Annotated in this window: 15 protein-coding genes; 11 read left to right on the top strand and 4 right to left on the bottom strand. The window is 60.8% G+C overall.

Features of this window, described 5'->3' with window-relative positions; genetic code table 11:
• Nucleotides 1-219 precede the first annotated feature (219 nt).
• A complete protein-coding gene (locus AGR7B_RS14950; protein WP_080857186.1) occupies nt 220-1,452 on the top strand; it encodes a M24 family metallopeptidase in 1,233 nt (410 codons plus the stop codon).
• A gap of 8 nt (nt 1,453-1,460) precedes the next feature.
• Here AGR7B_RS14950 and AGR7B_RS14945 read toward each other — a convergent pair whose 3' ends face one another.
• From AGR7B_RS14945 to AGR7B_RS14935, 3 genes are all read right to left on the bottom strand, one after another.
• A complete protein-coding gene (locus AGR7B_RS14945; RefSeq protein WP_003522691.1) occupies nt 1,461-1,778 on the bottom strand; it encodes a cupin domain-containing protein in 318 nt (105 codons plus the stop codon).
• 42 nt (nt 1,779-1,820) lie between these two features.
• On the bottom strand, nt 1,821-2,558 hold the full coding sequence (locus AGR7B_RS14940; RefSeq protein WP_078053634.1) for a FadR/GntR family transcriptional regulator: 738 nt from the start codon (nt 2,556-2,558) through the stop codon (nt 1,821-1,823).
• 109 nt (nt 2,559-2,667) lie between these two features.
• The gene (locus tag AGR7B_RS14935; protein ID WP_080857185.1) at nt 2,668-3,465 is read right to left on the bottom strand and encodes an NAD-dependent epimerase/dehydratase family protein; all 798 of its coding nucleotides are present in this window, start codon (nt 3,463-3,465) and stop codon (nt 2,668-2,670) included.
• A gap of 138 nt (nt 3,466-3,603) precedes the next feature.
• Here AGR7B_RS14935 and kduI point away from each other — a divergent pair, with 138 nt between their 5' ends.
• From kduI to AGR7B_RS14895, 8 genes are all read left to right on the top strand, one after another.
• The gene (kduI, locus tag AGR7B_RS14930; RefSeq protein ID WP_080857184.1) at nt 3,604-4,428 is read left to right on the top strand and encodes a 5-dehydro-4-deoxy-D-glucuronate isomerase; all 825 of its coding nucleotides are present in this window, start codon (nt 3,604-3,606) and stop codon (nt 4,426-4,428) included.
• On the top strand, nt 4,425-5,168 hold the full coding sequence (kduD, locus tag AGR7B_RS14925; RefSeq protein WP_078053632.1) for a 2-dehydro-3-deoxy-D-gluconate 5-dehydrogenase KduD: 744 nt from the start codon (nt 4,425-4,427) through the stop codon (nt 5,166-5,168). The genes kduI and kduD overlap by 4 nt, the downstream gene beginning before the upstream one ends.
• A gap of 114 nt (nt 5,169-5,282) precedes the next feature.
• Nucleotides 5,283-6,194, top strand: coding sequence for a 5-dehydro-4-deoxyglucarate dehydratase (gene kdgD / locus AGR7B_RS14920; protein ID WP_080857183.1), 912 nt, complete (start codon nt 5,283-5,285; stop codon nt 6,192-6,194).
• Nucleotides 6,195-6,230: 36 nt separating this feature from the next.
• The gene (locus AGR7B_RS14915) at nt 6,231-7,367 is read left to right on the top strand and encodes a D-galactarolactone cycloisomerase (protein WP_080857182.1); all 1,137 of its coding nucleotides are present in this window, start codon (nt 6,231-6,233) and stop codon (nt 7,365-7,367) included.
• On the top strand, nt 7,364-8,242 hold the full coding sequence (locus AGR7B_RS14910; RefSeq protein ID WP_080857181.1) for an amidohydrolase family protein: 879 nt from the start codon (nt 7,364-7,366) through the stop codon (nt 8,240-8,242). Before AGR7B_RS14915 ends, AGR7B_RS14910 begins: the two co-directional genes overlap by 4 nt.
• A gap of 144 nt (nt 8,243-8,386) precedes the next feature.
• On the top strand, nt 8,387-9,364 hold the full coding sequence (locus AGR7B_RS14905; protein ID WP_080858108.1) for a TRAP transporter substrate-binding protein: 978 nt from the start codon (nt 8,387-8,389) through the stop codon (nt 9,362-9,364).
• 69 nt (nt 9,365-9,433) lie between these two features.
• On the top strand, nt 9,434-9,955 hold the full coding sequence (locus tag AGR7B_RS14900; RefSeq protein ID WP_003522682.1) for a TRAP transporter small permease: 522 nt from the start codon (nt 9,434-9,436) through the stop codon (nt 9,953-9,955).
• Nucleotides 9,956-11,236 (top strand): TRAP transporter large permease, encoded by a 1,281-nt coding sequence (locus AGR7B_RS14895; protein ID WP_059757073.1) that lies wholly within the window; start codon nt 9,956-9,958, stop codon nt 11,234-11,236.
• Nucleotides 11,237-11,265: 29 nt separating this feature from the next.
• Here the strand turns inward: AGR7B_RS14895 and AGR7B_RS14890 are convergent, their stop codons facing one another.
• Nucleotides 11,266-12,192, bottom strand: coding sequence for a helix-turn-helix domain-containing protein (locus tag AGR7B_RS14890; RefSeq protein WP_080857180.1), 927 nt, complete (start codon nt 12,190-12,192; stop codon nt 11,266-11,268).
• Between the two features lie 212 nt (nt 12,193-12,404).
• Here AGR7B_RS14890 and AGR7B_RS14885 point away from each other — a divergent pair, with 212 nt between their 5' ends.
• Both AGR7B_RS14885 and AGR7B_RS14880 read left to right on the top strand, forming a co-directional pair.
• Nucleotides 12,405-13,286, top strand: a complete 882-nt coding sequence (locus tag AGR7B_RS14885) for a carbohydrate ABC transporter permease (protein ID WP_065656162.1) — start codon at nt 12,405-12,407, stop codon at nt 13,284-13,286.
• 4 nt (nt 13,287-13,290) lie between these two features.
• Complete coding sequence (locus AGR7B_RS14880) at nt 13,291-14,175, top strand: carbohydrate ABC transporter permease (protein ID WP_059757080.1); 885 nt, start codon at nt 13,291-13,293, stop codon at nt 14,173-14,175.
• Nucleotides 14,176-14,177: the final 2 nt, after the last annotated feature.

Raw genomic sequence — 14,177 nt, 5'->3', positions numbered from 1 at the left:
CAAGCTCTCGGTTTATCTCTATCCTTGCCCCCTCATCCCGCTGCCGCGGACTTCTCCCCGGCGGGGAGAAGAAACAGGCGGTAACCGCTCGTTCCAACTGGCGATCTTCGAGGTGGAGATGTTATCTTCCACCTTCATTCCTTCCCCGGTGACTGCTAAAGCGTAGGCTCATAAACCGTGCGGCCTGGCATTGCAGGCAAATGATATACCGGGGTTCCCATGAGCGATATCGACCGAAGCCGTGCCCAGCAACTGATGCGGGAAGCGGATATCGAGGCGCTGGTGCTGTTCCAACCCGAAGCCTTCCGTTATGCGGTCGGCGCCCATGCCGGTGTCGCGACCATGTGGGGCAGGGCGGGTTCGGCGATTGCGCTGGTGCCGGCCGATGCCGATGCGCCAATTGCGGCTGTCGTCAGCGATCATGCCGCCTCGCTTGTCAGAAGAGCCGCGCCGGATATCGATCTGCGCTGCCATCGCATCTGGATCGATATGGTCGATCTGTCGGGCGCCGAAACCATCGCGCAGGTGGACGATGCCTATCGCCGCAACAATTCCGGTGGCCCTAGGCCGGAAACATTCGACCGCGCTGCCTGTTTCGGCCTGCTGGCTGACCTGCTGCGGGAGCGCGGGCTGTCGGCGGCGCGCATTGGCGCAGACCTCGAATTCATGCCCGCCGCCGATTTTCTGGCGCTGCGTCAGGCGCTGCCCGATGTCGATTGGGTTGATGGATCGCCCGTGCTGCGCCGCCTGCGCGCCGTGAAATCCGGGCGTGAGATCGAGCTTCTGAGGCGCGCGGCTGCGGCGGCAGAGGCCGGGCTGGTCGCGATGGCCGCTGCCGTCAGGCCTGGCGCGGCGCTCGGCGGGCTTTCCGCCGCCTGGAAGGCCGGCGCGCAGGCCCATGCCGCGAAATCCGGGTTTTCGCTGAGCGGCCATTGGGACTACATATCCGTCGGACCCGCTTTGTCGGATATGGCGGCGGTTGTTACGCCGGGTGCGCTCATCAAGGCCGATGTCGGCACGCTGGTCGACGGTTATTCATCGGATGGCGCGCGGAGCTTTTCGTGGGGGCCGGTCTCGCCGCTGGCCGCCGATGTTTTCAGCGCCCTGGAGGCGGCCTTTGCCAGCGGGCTCGAAGTGATTCGTCCCGGCAATACATTCGGTGCTGTGCACGCCGCCATGCTGGCCTCGATGCGCAGGCAAGGTTTCAGCGAATATTATCGCGGCCATTTCGGCCATTCCGTCGGCGGTGGCGTGGGCATTGAGGAATGGCCGTTCTTTTCCCATGACAATCCGGAAATCATTCTTCCCGGCATGGTCGTGGCGCTCGAAGCGCCGTTTTATGGCGAAGGGCTGGGCGCGCTGATGATCGAGGACCAGTTCCTCGTCACCCCCTCCGGCGCGGAATGCATGAACAGCCTGCCGCGCAGCCTGCGGGATTTATCGGCGGACTGAGCGCCGGATCAGAGGAAATCGTCGCGGCGCGGGGTAAAGCAGTCGATCAGCTCGCCCTCTTCCAGACACAGGCAGCCGTGCTCGATATGGCCGGGAATGACGAGGCTATCGCCCTTCTGAAGGTCGTAGGCTTCTCCGTCGCGGTAAAAGCGGAAGCTGCCGCTGGCGACGTAGGTGGATTGCACATGCGGATGGCTGTGCAGCCTGCCTTCGGCGCCGGTCTTGAAGCGGAAGGATACCACCATCAGTTCCGGCGCTTCGGAAAGCACGGTGCGCTCCACGCCATCGTCGGGGGAAACGGTGGGGAAGGTCGGAAGCTGCTGCATATCGTTCTCCTCAGTCATGCAATGCGGTTTAAACAGGTAGTCTCAGCGCGGCGCGCGCAGCATGGAGCGATAACGCGTCTGGCTGCTTTTCAGGTGGCTGCGCATGGCGCTGCGCGCCGCCTCCTCGTCGCCGTCCTGTATCGCGATCAGGATCGCTTCATGTTCACCGACGAGCCGGGCGAGATCGGCGGGCGAAAGCACGGTTTCCGTGCCGTTTTCGGCCACGGCGCGGCGCGGAATGAGGGTGGGGCCGAGCACCTGCAGAAACTCGCTGAAGCGGGGATTGTTGGTCGCTTCGGCAATGGCGAGATGGAAGGCGAAATCGGCCTCCGCCGTCGGCACGCCCCTGGTGGCACTGGCGCGGAAGGCATCGAAGGCCTCGATGATCTTTTCCTCCTGCGCCGGCGAGCGGCGGATGGCGGCGAGACCGGCGGCGTCACCTTCCACGGCGGTGCGCAATTCCAGCATTTCGATCAGCGACGAGACGCGCGCAAGATCGACATTGTGGAAGGGGCGCCGCTCAGTGGGTGCGGGTTCCAGTACGAAAACACCAGCGCCCTGACGCGGCTCGACCAGACCGTCGGATCGCAGCGAGGCGATTGCCTCCCGCACCACGGTACGGCTGACACCGAATTCCTGCGTCATCTGCGCTTCGGAGGGAAGGCGCTCACCCGTCTTGTAACGACCCTTGGCGATCTGGCTGCGGAGTTCCTCCGAAACCTTCACCACAAGCGTTCTGCCTTGTGGAGCTGCCGGTTCGAAGCTTGTCGCTTTTGTCATCTTGGTCGCCGTTCTAAAAAATGTCGGTTGCGTGCACCGTTCCTCGATACGTCATTCGCGGCCTGGCATGCAATCCCGCCGTTTTAGCAGGAAAGGTCCGTGCGACATTTCACGTCTCCTTGAAGATCGGGTTGTCGACAAACACGCCACCCTGAAAGCGGACTAGCGCGTCGCTCGGGTCCGGTTTGGGAACTGTCCGGGCGATGTGCTCCCGGAAGGTCTCGGCATTGTCCTTCGGTTTCCATCCCAGAAAGCCGAGATGCGAATTGTCCCACCAGCTTGCATCGTTGGCGGAGGCCCCCCAGACGACCGGGCAGCCGAGAACGGGGGCGCGGAACGCCGCTTCGATCAGCGACACGAAATCGTCATGAGAAAACCAGGTGGACAGCATGCGGTAATTGTTGGGTTCCGGCGTGCAGGAGCCGATGCGCACAAGCGCCGTCTCCTGACCGAATTTCTCGAAATACAGGCGGGCGAGGTTTTCGCCGAAACATTTGGACACGCCGTAAAGCCCATCCGGGCGGAAGGGAACGTCGGGACCAAGCCGTTCGGTCTGGGGATAATAGCCGATCGTATGGTTGGAACTGGCGAAAACAATTCGCGGCTGGCCGTGGGCGCGGGCTGCCTCGTAGAGATTATAAAGCCCGATGATGTTGCCCTGAAGGATTTGTTCGAAAGGCTTCTCCACCGATATGCCGCCGAGGTGGACGATGCCGTCGCAACCGGCAACCATGGCGTCCACTGCGTCCGCGTCCGCAAGGTCGCATTGCATGCATTCCTCGTTCGGGCCTGCCGGATCGAGCGGGGCGAGATCGGCAAGGCGAATGGTCTCGGCCATCGATGCAAGGCGTTTGCGCATAACGCGGCCAAGCTGGCCCGCAGCACCGGTAACAAGAAGCCGTTTCATTGCCATTCTCCCTCAGCGTTGCACGTCCCTGGCGTGGTCGAGATATGCCTATGCCTCTTGACCTTGTCATACAGATCGTACAAAAAGCGGATAACATATATTATGTGCCATACGCAACAATCATGAAGGATGAGTTTGATGTTGACCGTTGAAACAAGGCAGGCCGTGAACCCGGAATATGCAAAAACGCTGGATACCGAAGGGCTCCGCCGGCATTTCCTCGCCAACGACATGTTTCGTTCCGGCGAAATCAGGCTGATCTACACCCATTATGACCGCTTCGTGATGGGCGGCGCGGTGCCGAACGGTGCGCGGCTGACGCTGGACAAGGTGGAAGAGACCAAGACGCCGTCATTCCTCGACCGGCGCGAGATGGGCATCGTCAATGTCGGCGAGACCGGCACGGTCAGCGCCGGCGGCGAGACCTATACGCTCAATCGCGGCGACGTGCTTTATCTCGGCGCCGGCAGCGGTGCGGTGACCTTTGACGGGGCAGGGCGATTCTACATCACCTCCTGCCCGGCGCATCGCAGCCTGCCGGCGAAGCTCGTGACACTGGCCAATAGCAAGGAGGTCAAGCTCGGCGCGACCGAAACTTCCAACAAGCGCACCATCAACCAGTTCATCCATCCGCTGGTCATGGAAAGCTGCCAGCTGGTGCTGGGGTATACGACGCTGGAGGACGGCTCGGTCTGGAACACCATTCCTTCCCACATTCACGATCGCCGCATGGAGGCCTATCTCTATTTCGGCATGGATGAGAAGTCGCGCGTGCTGCATCTGATGGGTGAGCCGCAGGAAACCCGGCATCTGTTCATTTCGAATGAAGAGGGTGCGATTTCCCCGCCCTGGTCCATCCATTCCGGCGCCGGCATCGGTTCTTACACCTTCATCTGGGCTATGGCGGGAGACAATGTCGATTACACCGACATGGACTTCATCCAGCCGGGAGATCTGAAATGAAGAATCCCTTTTCGCTTCAGGGGCGTAAAGCGCTCGTCACCGGCGCGAATACGGGGCTTGGCCAGGCAATTGCGGTGGGGCTCGCTGCTGCCGGGGCGGAGGTGGTCTGCGCCGCCCGCCGCGCGCCGGATGAAACGCTGGAGATGATCGCCAGGGACGGCGGCAAGGCCAGCGCATTGTCTATCGATTTTGCCGATCCGCTGGCGGCGAAGGACAGTTTTGCCGGAGCCGGTTTCGATATTCTCGTCAACAATGCCGGCATTATCCGCCGTGCCGATTCCGTCGAGTTTTCCGAACTCGACTGGGACGAGGTGATGGACGTCAATCTCAAGGCGCTGTTTTTCACCACCCAGGCTTTTGCGAAAGAGTTGCTGGCGAAAGGCCGGTCCGGCAAGGTGGTCAATATCGCGTCGCTCCTTTCCTTTCAGGGTGGCATTCGCGTGCCGTCCTATACGGCGGCGAAACACGGCGTCGCGGGCCTCACCAAGCTTCTGGCGAATGAGTGGGCGGCGAAGGGCATCAATGTGAATGCGATTGCGCCCGGCTACATCGAAACCAACAATACCGAGGCGCTGCGTGCGGATGCGGCCCGCAACAAGGCCATTCTCGAGCGTATTCCGGCCGGCCGCTGGGGCCATTCCGACGATATAGCCGGGGCAGCGGTTTTCCTTGCTTCGCCGGCGGCGGATTATGTGCATGGCGCCATTCTCAATGTCGACGGCGGCTGGCTGGCGCGCTGATCTGTTACAGATTTCAACAATTCATCATACAACATGTATGATGAATTGTTGACAAGCATGCGGCAACCGGGTTAGGTGGCTTCCAGTCAATGAATTTGCAAAGGAATACCAAACATGAACCCTGAACAAATCAAGGCGGCGCTCGGCTCCGGCCTCTTGTCTTTCCCGGTCACCCATTTCGATGCCGAGGGTCGTTTTGCGGCCGATAGCTACAGGGCGCATGTCGAATGGCTTGCCGGTTATAAAGCGCCGGTGCTGTTTGCCGCCGGCGGCACGGGTGAGTTCTTCTCGCTGAAGCCGGATGAAATTCCGACCATCGTTTCCGCCGCCAAGGATGTGGCCGGTGAAACCGCCATCGTTTCCGGCTGCGGTTACGGCACCGAGATCGCCGTCGATATCGCCCGTTCGGTCGAAAAGGTCGGCGCGGACGGCATCCTGCTTCTGCCGCATTATCTCATCGATGCGCCGCAGGAAGGCCTTTACGCCCACATCAAGAAGGTGTGTCAGTCGGTCGGCATCGGCGTCATGGTTTATAACCGTGACAATTCCGTGCTGCAGGCGGATACGCTGGCGCGTCTCTGCGACGAATGCCCGAACCTCGTCGGCTTCAAGGACGGCACCGGCGATATCGGTCTCGTTCGCCAGATCACCGCCAAGATGGGTGATCGCCTGATGTATCTCGGCGGCATGCCGACGGCGGAACTGTTTGCCGAAGCCTATCTCGGCGCCGGTTTCACCACCTATTCCTCGGCTGTCTTCAACTTCGTGCCGGGTCTTGCCAATGAGTTCTACGCCGCCCTGCGCGCCGGCGAACGCGCCACCTGCGAGCGTATCCTGACGGAATTCTTCTATCCGTTCATGGCGATCCGCAACCGCGCCAAGGGTTATGCCGTCTCCGCCGTCAAGGCAGGCGTGCGCCTGCAGGGCTTCAACGCCGGTCCGGTGCGTGCGCCGCTGAAGGATCTGACCAATGAGGAAATCGGCATGCTCGACGCCTTGATCGGCACGCATAAGCGCAAAGCCTGATTTGGAGGCCTGATCGAGACAAGCGGGAGGGGAGCCATGAAGATCACAGCGGTGCGCACGCATCTGCTCGAACACCGGCTGGACACGCCGTTCGAAAGCGCATCCATGCGTTTTGACCGCCGCGCCCATATTCTGGTGGAAATCGAATGCGACGACGGAACCGTCGGCTGGGGCGAATGCCTCGGCCCGGCGCGGCCCAACGCCGCCGTGGTTCAGGCCTATTCCGGCTGGCTCATCGGCCAGGACCCGCGTGAGACCGAGAAGATCTGGGCCGTGCTTTATAATGCCCTGCGCGATCAGGGCCAGCGCGGCCTCAGCCTCACGGCCCTGTCCGGCATCGATATCGCGCTGTGGGACATCAAGGGCAAGCATTATGGCGCTTCCATCTCGATGCTGCTCGGCGGGCGCTGGCGCGAAAGCGTGCGGGCCTATGCCACCGGCAGCTTCAAGCGCGATGGCGTCGACCGCGTTTCCGACAATGCCTCCGAGATGGCGGAGCGTCGGGCGGACGGCTTTCATGCCTGCAAGATCAAGATCGGCTTCGGCATCGAGGAAGACCTCCGCGTCATCGCCGCGGTGCGCGAGGCGATTGGGCCGGATATGCGGCTGATGATCGACGCCAATCACGGCTACACCGTCACCGAAGCCGTCGCGCTCGGCAACCGCGCCGCCGAGTATGGTATCGACTGGTTCGAGGAGCCGGTGGTTCCCGAACAGCTCGATGCCTATGCCCGGGTGCGGGCCGGCCAGCCGATACCGGTTGCGGGCGGCGAGACCTGGCACGGGCGTTATGGCATGTGGCAGGCGCTTTCCGCCGGCGCCGTGGATATTCTCCAGCCCGATCTCTGCGGCTGCGGTGGTTTTTCAGAAACGCAGAAGATCGCGGCGCTCGCCACGCTGCACGGCGTGCGCATCGTGCCGCATGTCTGGGGCACCGGCGTACAGATTGCGGCAGCCCTTCAATTCATGGCGGCGATGACGCCCGATCCGGTGCGGGTCAATCCCATCGAGCCGATCATGGAATTCGACCGCACCTATAATCCGTTCCGGCAGGCCGTGCTGCGCGAGCCGATAGAGGCGGTAAACGGCGTTGTCGCGATCCCGAACGGCCCCGGCCTCGGAATAGAGATCAACCGCGACGCATTGCTTGAATTCAGGATGCCAGACCCGTGAGCGAACTTGTCAGAAAACTGAGCGGCACAGCGCCCCGGCCCGCTTTCCCGAAAGGCGCCGTCGATACGCAGATGCATCTCTATCTGCCCCACTATCCCGCCCTGCCTGGTGGACCGGGCCTGCCGCCGGGCGCTCTGCCCGGACCGGAGGATTATCGCAGCCTCATGCAATGGCTCGGCATCGACCGGGTCATCATCACCCAGGGCAACGCCCATCAGCGCGATAACGGCAACACACTCGCCTGTGTCGCGGAAATGGGCGAGGCGGCCCGCGCGGTGGTCATCATCGATGCGGGAACGACCGAAAAGGACATGGAAAAGCTTGCCGCCTCAGGGGCCGTCGGTGCGCGTATCATGGATCTGCCGGGTGGTGCGGTGAATCTTTCCGAGCTGGAAGCCGTGGACGAGCGCGCGCACGCGGCCGACTGGATGGTGGCGGTGCAATTCGACGGCAATACGCTGCTCGATCACCTGCCGCGCCTTCAGAACATCCGCTCGCGCTGGGTGTTCGATCACCACGGCAAGTTCTTCAAGGGCATCAGAACCGATGGCCCGGAAATGGCGGCGCTTCTGAAACTCATCGACCGCGGCAATCTCTGGTTCAAGTTCGCCGGCGTCTACGAAAGCTCGCGTGAGAGCTGGCCCTATGAGGACATCGCCGCCTTTTCGCGCGTCATCGCCGCCCATGCGCCGGAGCGCATCGTCTGGGGCACAAACTGGCCGCATAACTCCATCCGCGAGACGGCGGCCTATCCCGACGATGCTCGCCTTGCGGAAGTTATACTCGGCTGGCTACCGGATGAAGCGGCGCGGCATCGCGCGCTGGTGGAAAATCCGGAAGCGCTGTTCAAGCTGCCGCCAGTCACGGCGGGATAGGTCAATCGGGGATGGCTGGGGAAGGGAGGTCCCCATCGTCCTTTTAAACTGAAAGGTCTTCGCATGCCGGCCCGGATGGGCGTGAAAAATACGGTCCGATAGCCTTGGAGGGGCTGGATCGTTTCAACAATGGAGGAGGAAAGCATGAAAAAGATTGCAAGCATGATGTGCGTCGCGATGGGGATCGCGCTCGCCGGTGTTTCCGCCAAGGCGCAGGAAATCACCTTGCGTTCTGCCGATATTCATCCCGACGGTTATCCGACGGTCGAAGCCGTGAAATATATGGGCGAGCTTCTGGCCGAGCGCACCAAGGGCCGCATCAAGATACAGGTCATGAACAATTCCGTTCTCGGCGGCGAGAAGGATACCATCGAGCAGACCCGCTTCGGCGTCATCGACATGAACCGCGTCAATGCCGCGCCCTTCAACAATCTGGTCAAGGAAACCACCGTCCTCGGCCTGCCTTTCCTGTTCCGCTCGACGGAACACATGCACAACACGGTCGACGGCCCGATCGGCGATGAGGTTCTGGCGGCCTTCGAACCGCACGGCCTCATCGGTCTCGCCTTTTACGATTCCGGCGCACGGTCCTTCTACACCACCAAAAAGCCCATCGAAAAACTCGCGGACCTGAAGGGCCTGAAAATCCGCGTGCAGCAGTCGGATCTGTGGATTTCGATGATGCAGGCTTTCGGCGCCAACCCGACGCCGATGCCGATGGGCGAGGTCTATTCCTCGCTTGAAACCGGCGTTGTCGACGGTGCGGAAAACAACTGGCCTTCTTACGAATCCGCCCGTCACTACGAGGTCGCGAAAAACTACTCCCTGACGGAACATTCGCTGAACCCGGAAATCCTCGTCATTTCCAAGGTCTCTTACGACAAGCTCTCTCCGGAAGATCAGAAGCTCTTGCGTCAGGCGGCCAAGGATTCCGTCGGCAAGATGCGTGAACTCTGGAGCGCCCGCGAAAAGGCATCGGAAGAAAAGGTCCGCGCCGGTGGCGTCAATGTCATCAAGGTCAACAAGGAGGAATTCGCTGCCGCGATGGGTCCGGTCTACGACAAATTCGTCACCGATCCGAAGATGAAAGACCTTCTGGAACGGGTGAAAGCGGTCAAGTAATGCGCGGAAAACCGGCCCTGGGAACAGGGCCGGTTTTCTTTTGTCGCCGTTGACGCGGAGGAACAGACAATGCGAAATTTCATGCGGGCCATTCGCCCCTTTCTCGGCGCGCTCAGCCACGCGTCGCTCTATATTGCCGGTATCGGCATGATCGCCATGACGCTTATCGTCGGCTGGCAGGTCTTTGCGCGGTATATTCTCAACGATTCACCCAGCTGGTCGGAGCCGCTGTCGCTGCATCTCATGTCGTGGTTCATCATGCTGGGGGCGGCAGTGGGCGTGCGCGAGAGCGTGCATCTCGGGCTCGATATTTTGCGCTACATGATGCCGCCGCGCGTGCAGAAGGGCATGGACCTGACAAGCCTTGCGCTGATCTTCTTCTTCGGTGCCGGCATGGCCTGGTATGGCACCTCGCTTTCCATGGGCACATGGACGGCGACGATCCCAGTTCTCGGCTGGCCGGGCGGCACGGATTTCTTCCCGCTGATCGGCGGCGGTTTCCTCATCGCGCTGTTTGCGGCTGAACGTTTCGTCGATCTCGCCATCGGCGAGGAGATTGCGGCCGACGTGATCGTGCAGGAGGCCGCATAAATGGCTTACACCATTCTCTTCGGGGTCTTCACCCTGCTGATGCTGATCGGCACGCCGATCGCGTTCTGCCTCGGCATCGCGTCCTTCGCCACGGTTCTTTATCTCGGCCTGCCGCCCATTGTCGTGTTCCAGCAGATGAATTCCGGCATGAACGTGTTTGCGATGATGGCGATACCGTTTTTCATCTTCGCCGGGGACCTGATGGTGCGCGGCGGCATCGCCCATCGGCTCATCCGCTTTGCGGCCGGTCTCGTGGGGCACCTGCGCGGCGGTCTCGGCCAGGTCAACATCGTGGCCTCGACGCTGTTCGGCGGCATTTCCGGCTCGGCCGTGGCCGATGCTTCGGCCGTCGGCGGTCTGATGATCCCGCAAATGGCCAAGCGCGGTTACGACAGGGACTATGCGGTCAATGTCACGGTCAATGCGGCCATCATCGCGCTGATGATACCGCCCTCGCATAACATGATCCTTTATTCGATTGCGGCGGGCGGCAATGTTTCGGTGGCCGATCTCTTCACCGCCGGCATCGTTCCGGGTTTCCTGCTTGCAGCGGCGCTGATGGTGACGGCCTATATCGTTGCCCGGCGCAAGGGTTATCCTTCCGAGCCGTTCCCCGGCTTCTCGAAGCTGATGTATTATCTCCTGGCTTCGTTCCCCGGCATCCTGTTGATCGGCATCATCTTCGGCGGCGTGCGTTCGGGCATCTTCACCGCGACGGAAAGTTCCTGCATCGCGGTTCTCTACGCCTTCCTCGTTGCCATGCTCGTCTACCGCGAACTGGACTGGAGCGGTTTCGTGGAGGCGGTGATGGGTGCGGTGCGCACGACGGCCATGGTTCTGCTGGTCATCGGCACGGCGGCGTCCTTCGGCTGGCTGATGGCCTTCCTGCAGGTGCAGACGCTGATGATTGCCGCAATCAGCGCGATTTCGGACAATCCGATCATCGTGCTGCTCGTCATCAATGTCATCCTGCTGTTGCTCGGCACCTTCATGGACATGGCGCCGATGGTCATCATCTCCACGCCGGTGCTTCTGCCCGTCGTGAAGGCCTTCGGCATCGACCCCGTGCATTTCGGTGTCGTGATGATCCTGAACGCCGGCATCGGGCTCAACACGCCGCCGGTCGGAACGGTGCTTTTCGTCGGCTGCGCGGTCGGCGGCATATCGATACGGGAAGCGATGCGGACGATCTGGCCGTTCTTTGGGGCCAGCATCGCGGTGCTGCTTGCCGTCACCTATATTCCGTCGCTGTCCCTGTGGTTGCCGTCACTGTTCCGGTAATTCCAGCGCTTTTAAACGAGAAGGCCCCGCTATGCCGGGGCCTTTTCCGTTTCAGTGGCAAGCAGCCTTTGCTGTTCGTGTTCGTCAAAGGCCATGAGATTGCCGTGCCTGCTGCGGCGTATGCGGTTCATATGGTCGCGCGGGCTTAACCCCAATGTCCGTTTGAACATGCGCGAGAAATAATAGGGGTCGCCATAGCCCACTTCGGCGGCCGCCGCCGAGACCGAAAGCCCCGCCTCGAGAAAATGCATGGCGCGTTCCATGCGTTTGAACTCCTGATATTTGCGCGGCGTCCGTCCCACCCGTTTCTGGAATTCGCGCAGAAAATAATCGCGATTATAGGGAGCCGCCTCGGTTGCCCGGCCGGCAATGTCGGGGTCGAGCGGATTGGCCGAAATCATGGTGATCGCCTTCATCACCGCAAGGTCGAGGCCTTCCGTGCCCTCCGGCTGGAAACTCGGGCGATCTACCCATCCGAGGAAGGCGTCGTCAATGAAGGCGATGAGAAGCACCATAAAGAGATGATGCTGGCCAAGCGTGACGGAGGAGGGCGGGGCGCTCTGCCGGTAGTGGCGCACCAGCGGTTCCAAAAGCGCCCAGCGGCTCAGCCTCACTTTCGGCCTCAGGTCCATCTGCGCGATCAGGTTGTGGCGGCCGTAAATATCCAGCGTGAAATGCTGCGCCACCCCGCGATAGGTGACGGCCTGCTCGTTCCAGCCGACAAAGCGCTGCCCCCGGAAAATCAGCATGGCGTCACCCGGCTCCAGCACCCGCGCCTCGCCATCGACGAGATAATGCCCGCGCCCTTCCAGGCAGATGATGAGATCGTCCACCTGGTTGGATTTGTCGATCTGCCAGGTGCGCGAATGCTCCATCTTGATCGTTGCGCGCGTCAGGTTGAGGTTGAGCGCCGCAGGCGGAACGGACGATAGAATGCCACCTTCGATTTCGTCCATCTTTTTCCTCGTCTTTGTTAATTCACCTTGGCGCGGAAATTTGGTTTTGTCACCGCATAAATTGCTTTTACGCGCCGTATCAATGAGGGAGGAGATCGGTCGCGGCGAGAAATTGCGCCATCACGCGCCTGCCGCTGCCCGTTCCGGGAGAATCACTTGTACGAAATTGTATTCTGTCATTCGCGCTCCGCTGGAGCGCGGGGAGGAGCATTATGAAATCTCAGCGCTTCCTCGGGCTGGGATATCTGACGCCTTATATCGTCGGGCTTCTGGTTTTCACGGCCATCCCGTTTCTCGGCTCGCTCTATCTCAGCTTCACCCGTTACGATCTGATGAGCGATCCCAGCTGGGCAGGATTAGCCAATTACGAGCGGCTGTTCACCCGCGACCGCACCTTCATGAAATCGCTGAACGTTACCCTGTTCTACGTGTTTCTGACGGTGCCGCTGAAGCTTGCCTTCGCGCTGTTCATTGCGGCCATACTCAATTATAAGCTGCAATTCATCAACTTCTTCCGCACCGCCTTTTACGTGCCGTCCATTCTCGGCGGCTCCATCGCGATTGCGGTTCTGTGGCGCTACATCTTCGCAAGCGAGGGGCTTGCCAATATGGCGCTGGCCGTCATCGGCCTGTCGCCGGTGGACTGGTTCGGCGATCCCGGCAATGCGCTTTTCACCATCACGCTGCTGCGCTGCTGGCAGTTCGGTTCGGCCATGGTGATATTCCTTGCCGCGCTGCAATCCATCGACAAGTCGCTTTATGAGGCCGCCGCCATCGATGGCGCGGGCAAGGTGAGGACCTTCTTCTTCATCACGCTGCCGCTTCTGACGCCGGTGATCTTCTTCAATCTCATCATGCAGATGGTTCAGGCATTCCAGGAGTTCAACGGGCCTTACATCATCACCCAGGGCGGGCCGCTGAAGTCCACTTATCTCTTGCCTCTTTACATCTATGACGAGGCCTTCAAGAAGTTCAACATGGGCTATGCCTCCGCCATCGCCTGGGTGCTCTTCACCATCATCACCGTGCTGACCCTCGTGGCCTTCTGGTCCTCGAAGAAGTGGGTCTATTACGCCGGCGACAAGCGGAACTGATGCCATGACCGATATCGCAACCCTAAACGACATGCAGGCGGCCCGCCGGGCACGGCTGAGGCTCGTCTCCACCTCTGTTCGTTACGTGCTTCTCTTCGCGGTCGGCCTCATCATGCTCTATCCGCTGATCTGGCTGGTGGGCGCAAGTTTCAAGACCAATTCGGAAATTTTCTCCGGCGCCGGTTTCATTCCCGAAAACCCGACTCTGGACGGCTATATCCGCGGCTGGGAAACCTCGACGCCCTATACATTCGGCCGGTTCTTCTGGAATTCGTTCCTGATCATCCTGCCGAAAGTCATCGGCACGGCGATTTCCTGCACTATGGCGGCCTATGCCTTTGCCCGCTTCGATTTTCCGCTGAAGAAGATCCTGTTCGGCTCGGTCATCGCCATTCTACTGCTGCCGAATGTCGTTACCCGCATTCCGCAATATATCCTGTTTCGCGATCTCGGCTGGCTGGACAGTTTCCTGCCGCTCTGGGTGCCGTCCGCGCTCGCCGGCGATGCCTTCTTCGTCTTCATGCTGGTGCAGTTTCTGCGCTCACTGCCATCGGACATGGAAGAGGCCGCCCGGGTGGATGGCGCCAACAGCCTGCAGACGCTCATCTACATCGTGGTGCCGATGCTGGCGCCGGCACTGATCTCGGTTTGCCTGTTCCAGTTCATGTGGACGATGAACGATTTCCTCGGGCCGCTGATCTACCTGTCCTCGGTCGACAAATATCCGGTGAGCCTCGCGCTCAAACTCTCCATCGACACCACCGAAGCCTTCGAATGGAACCGCATCCTGGCGATGTCGGTGCTGACGATCGCGCCTGCGCTGATCGTGTTCTTTGCGGCGCAACGGTATTTCATTGAAGGGATCTCGTCTGGCGGGGTCAAGGGCTGAAA

The organism is Agrobacterium deltaense RV3, from assembly GCF_900013505.1.
Lineage (GTDB): Bacteria > Pseudomonadota > Alphaproteobacteria > Rhizobiales > Rhizobiaceae > Agrobacterium > Agrobacterium leguminum.
This window is presented reverse-complemented; position numbering and strand designations above follow the sequence as displayed.

Excerpts from the sequence above, each read along its gene's own strand:
- AGR7B_RS14950 (WP_080857186.1), top strand. The coding sequence starts at position 220 with ATGAGCGATATCGACCGAAGCCGTGCCCAGCAACTGATGCGGGAAGCG.
- AGR7B_RS14945 (WP_003522691.1), bottom strand. The coding sequence starts at position 1,778 with ATGCAGCAGCTTCCGACCTTCCCCACCGTTTCCCCCGACGATGGCGTG.
- AGR7B_RS14940 (WP_078053634.1), bottom strand. The coding sequence starts at position 2,558 with ATGACAAAAGCGACAAGCTTCGAACCGGCAGCTCCACAAGGCAGAACG.
- AGR7B_RS14935 (WP_080857185.1), bottom strand. The coding sequence starts at position 3,465 with ATGAAACGGCTTCTTGTTACCGGTGCTGCGGGCCAGCTTGGCCGCGTT.
- kduI (WP_080857184.1), top strand. The coding sequence starts at position 3,604 with ATGTTGACCGTTGAAACAAGGCAGGCCGTGAACCCGGAATATGCAAAA.
- kduD (WP_078053632.1), top strand. The coding sequence starts at position 4,425 with ATGAAGAATCCCTTTTCGCTTCAGGGGCGTAAAGCGCTCGTCACCGGC.
- kdgD (WP_080857183.1), top strand. The coding sequence starts at position 5,283 with ATGAACCCTGAACAAATCAAGGCGGCGCTCGGCTCCGGCCTCTTGTCT.
- AGR7B_RS14915 (WP_080857182.1), top strand. The coding sequence starts at position 6,231 with ATGAAGATCACAGCGGTGCGCACGCATCTGCTCGAACACCGGCTGGAC.
- AGR7B_RS14905 (WP_080858108.1), top strand. The coding sequence starts at position 8,387 with ATGAAAAAGATTGCAAGCATGATGTGCGTCGCGATGGGGATCGCGCTC.
- AGR7B_RS14900 (WP_003522682.1), top strand. The coding sequence starts at position 9,434 with ATGCGAAATTTCATGCGGGCCATTCGCCCCTTTCTCGGCGCGCTCAGC.
- AGR7B_RS14895 (WP_059757073.1), top strand. The coding sequence starts at position 9,956 with ATGGCTTACACCATTCTCTTCGGGGTCTTCACCCTGCTGATGCTGATC.
- AGR7B_RS14890 (WP_080857180.1), bottom strand. The coding sequence starts at position 12,192 with ATGGACGAAATCGAAGGTGGCATTCTATCGTCCGTTCCGCCTGCGGCG.
- AGR7B_RS14885 (WP_065656162.1), top strand. The coding sequence starts at position 12,405 with ATGAAATCTCAGCGCTTCCTCGGGCTGGGATATCTGACGCCTTATATC.
- AGR7B_RS14880 (WP_059757080.1), top strand. The coding sequence starts at position 13,291 with ATGACCGATATCGCAACCCTAAACGACATGCAGGCGGCCCGCCGGGCA.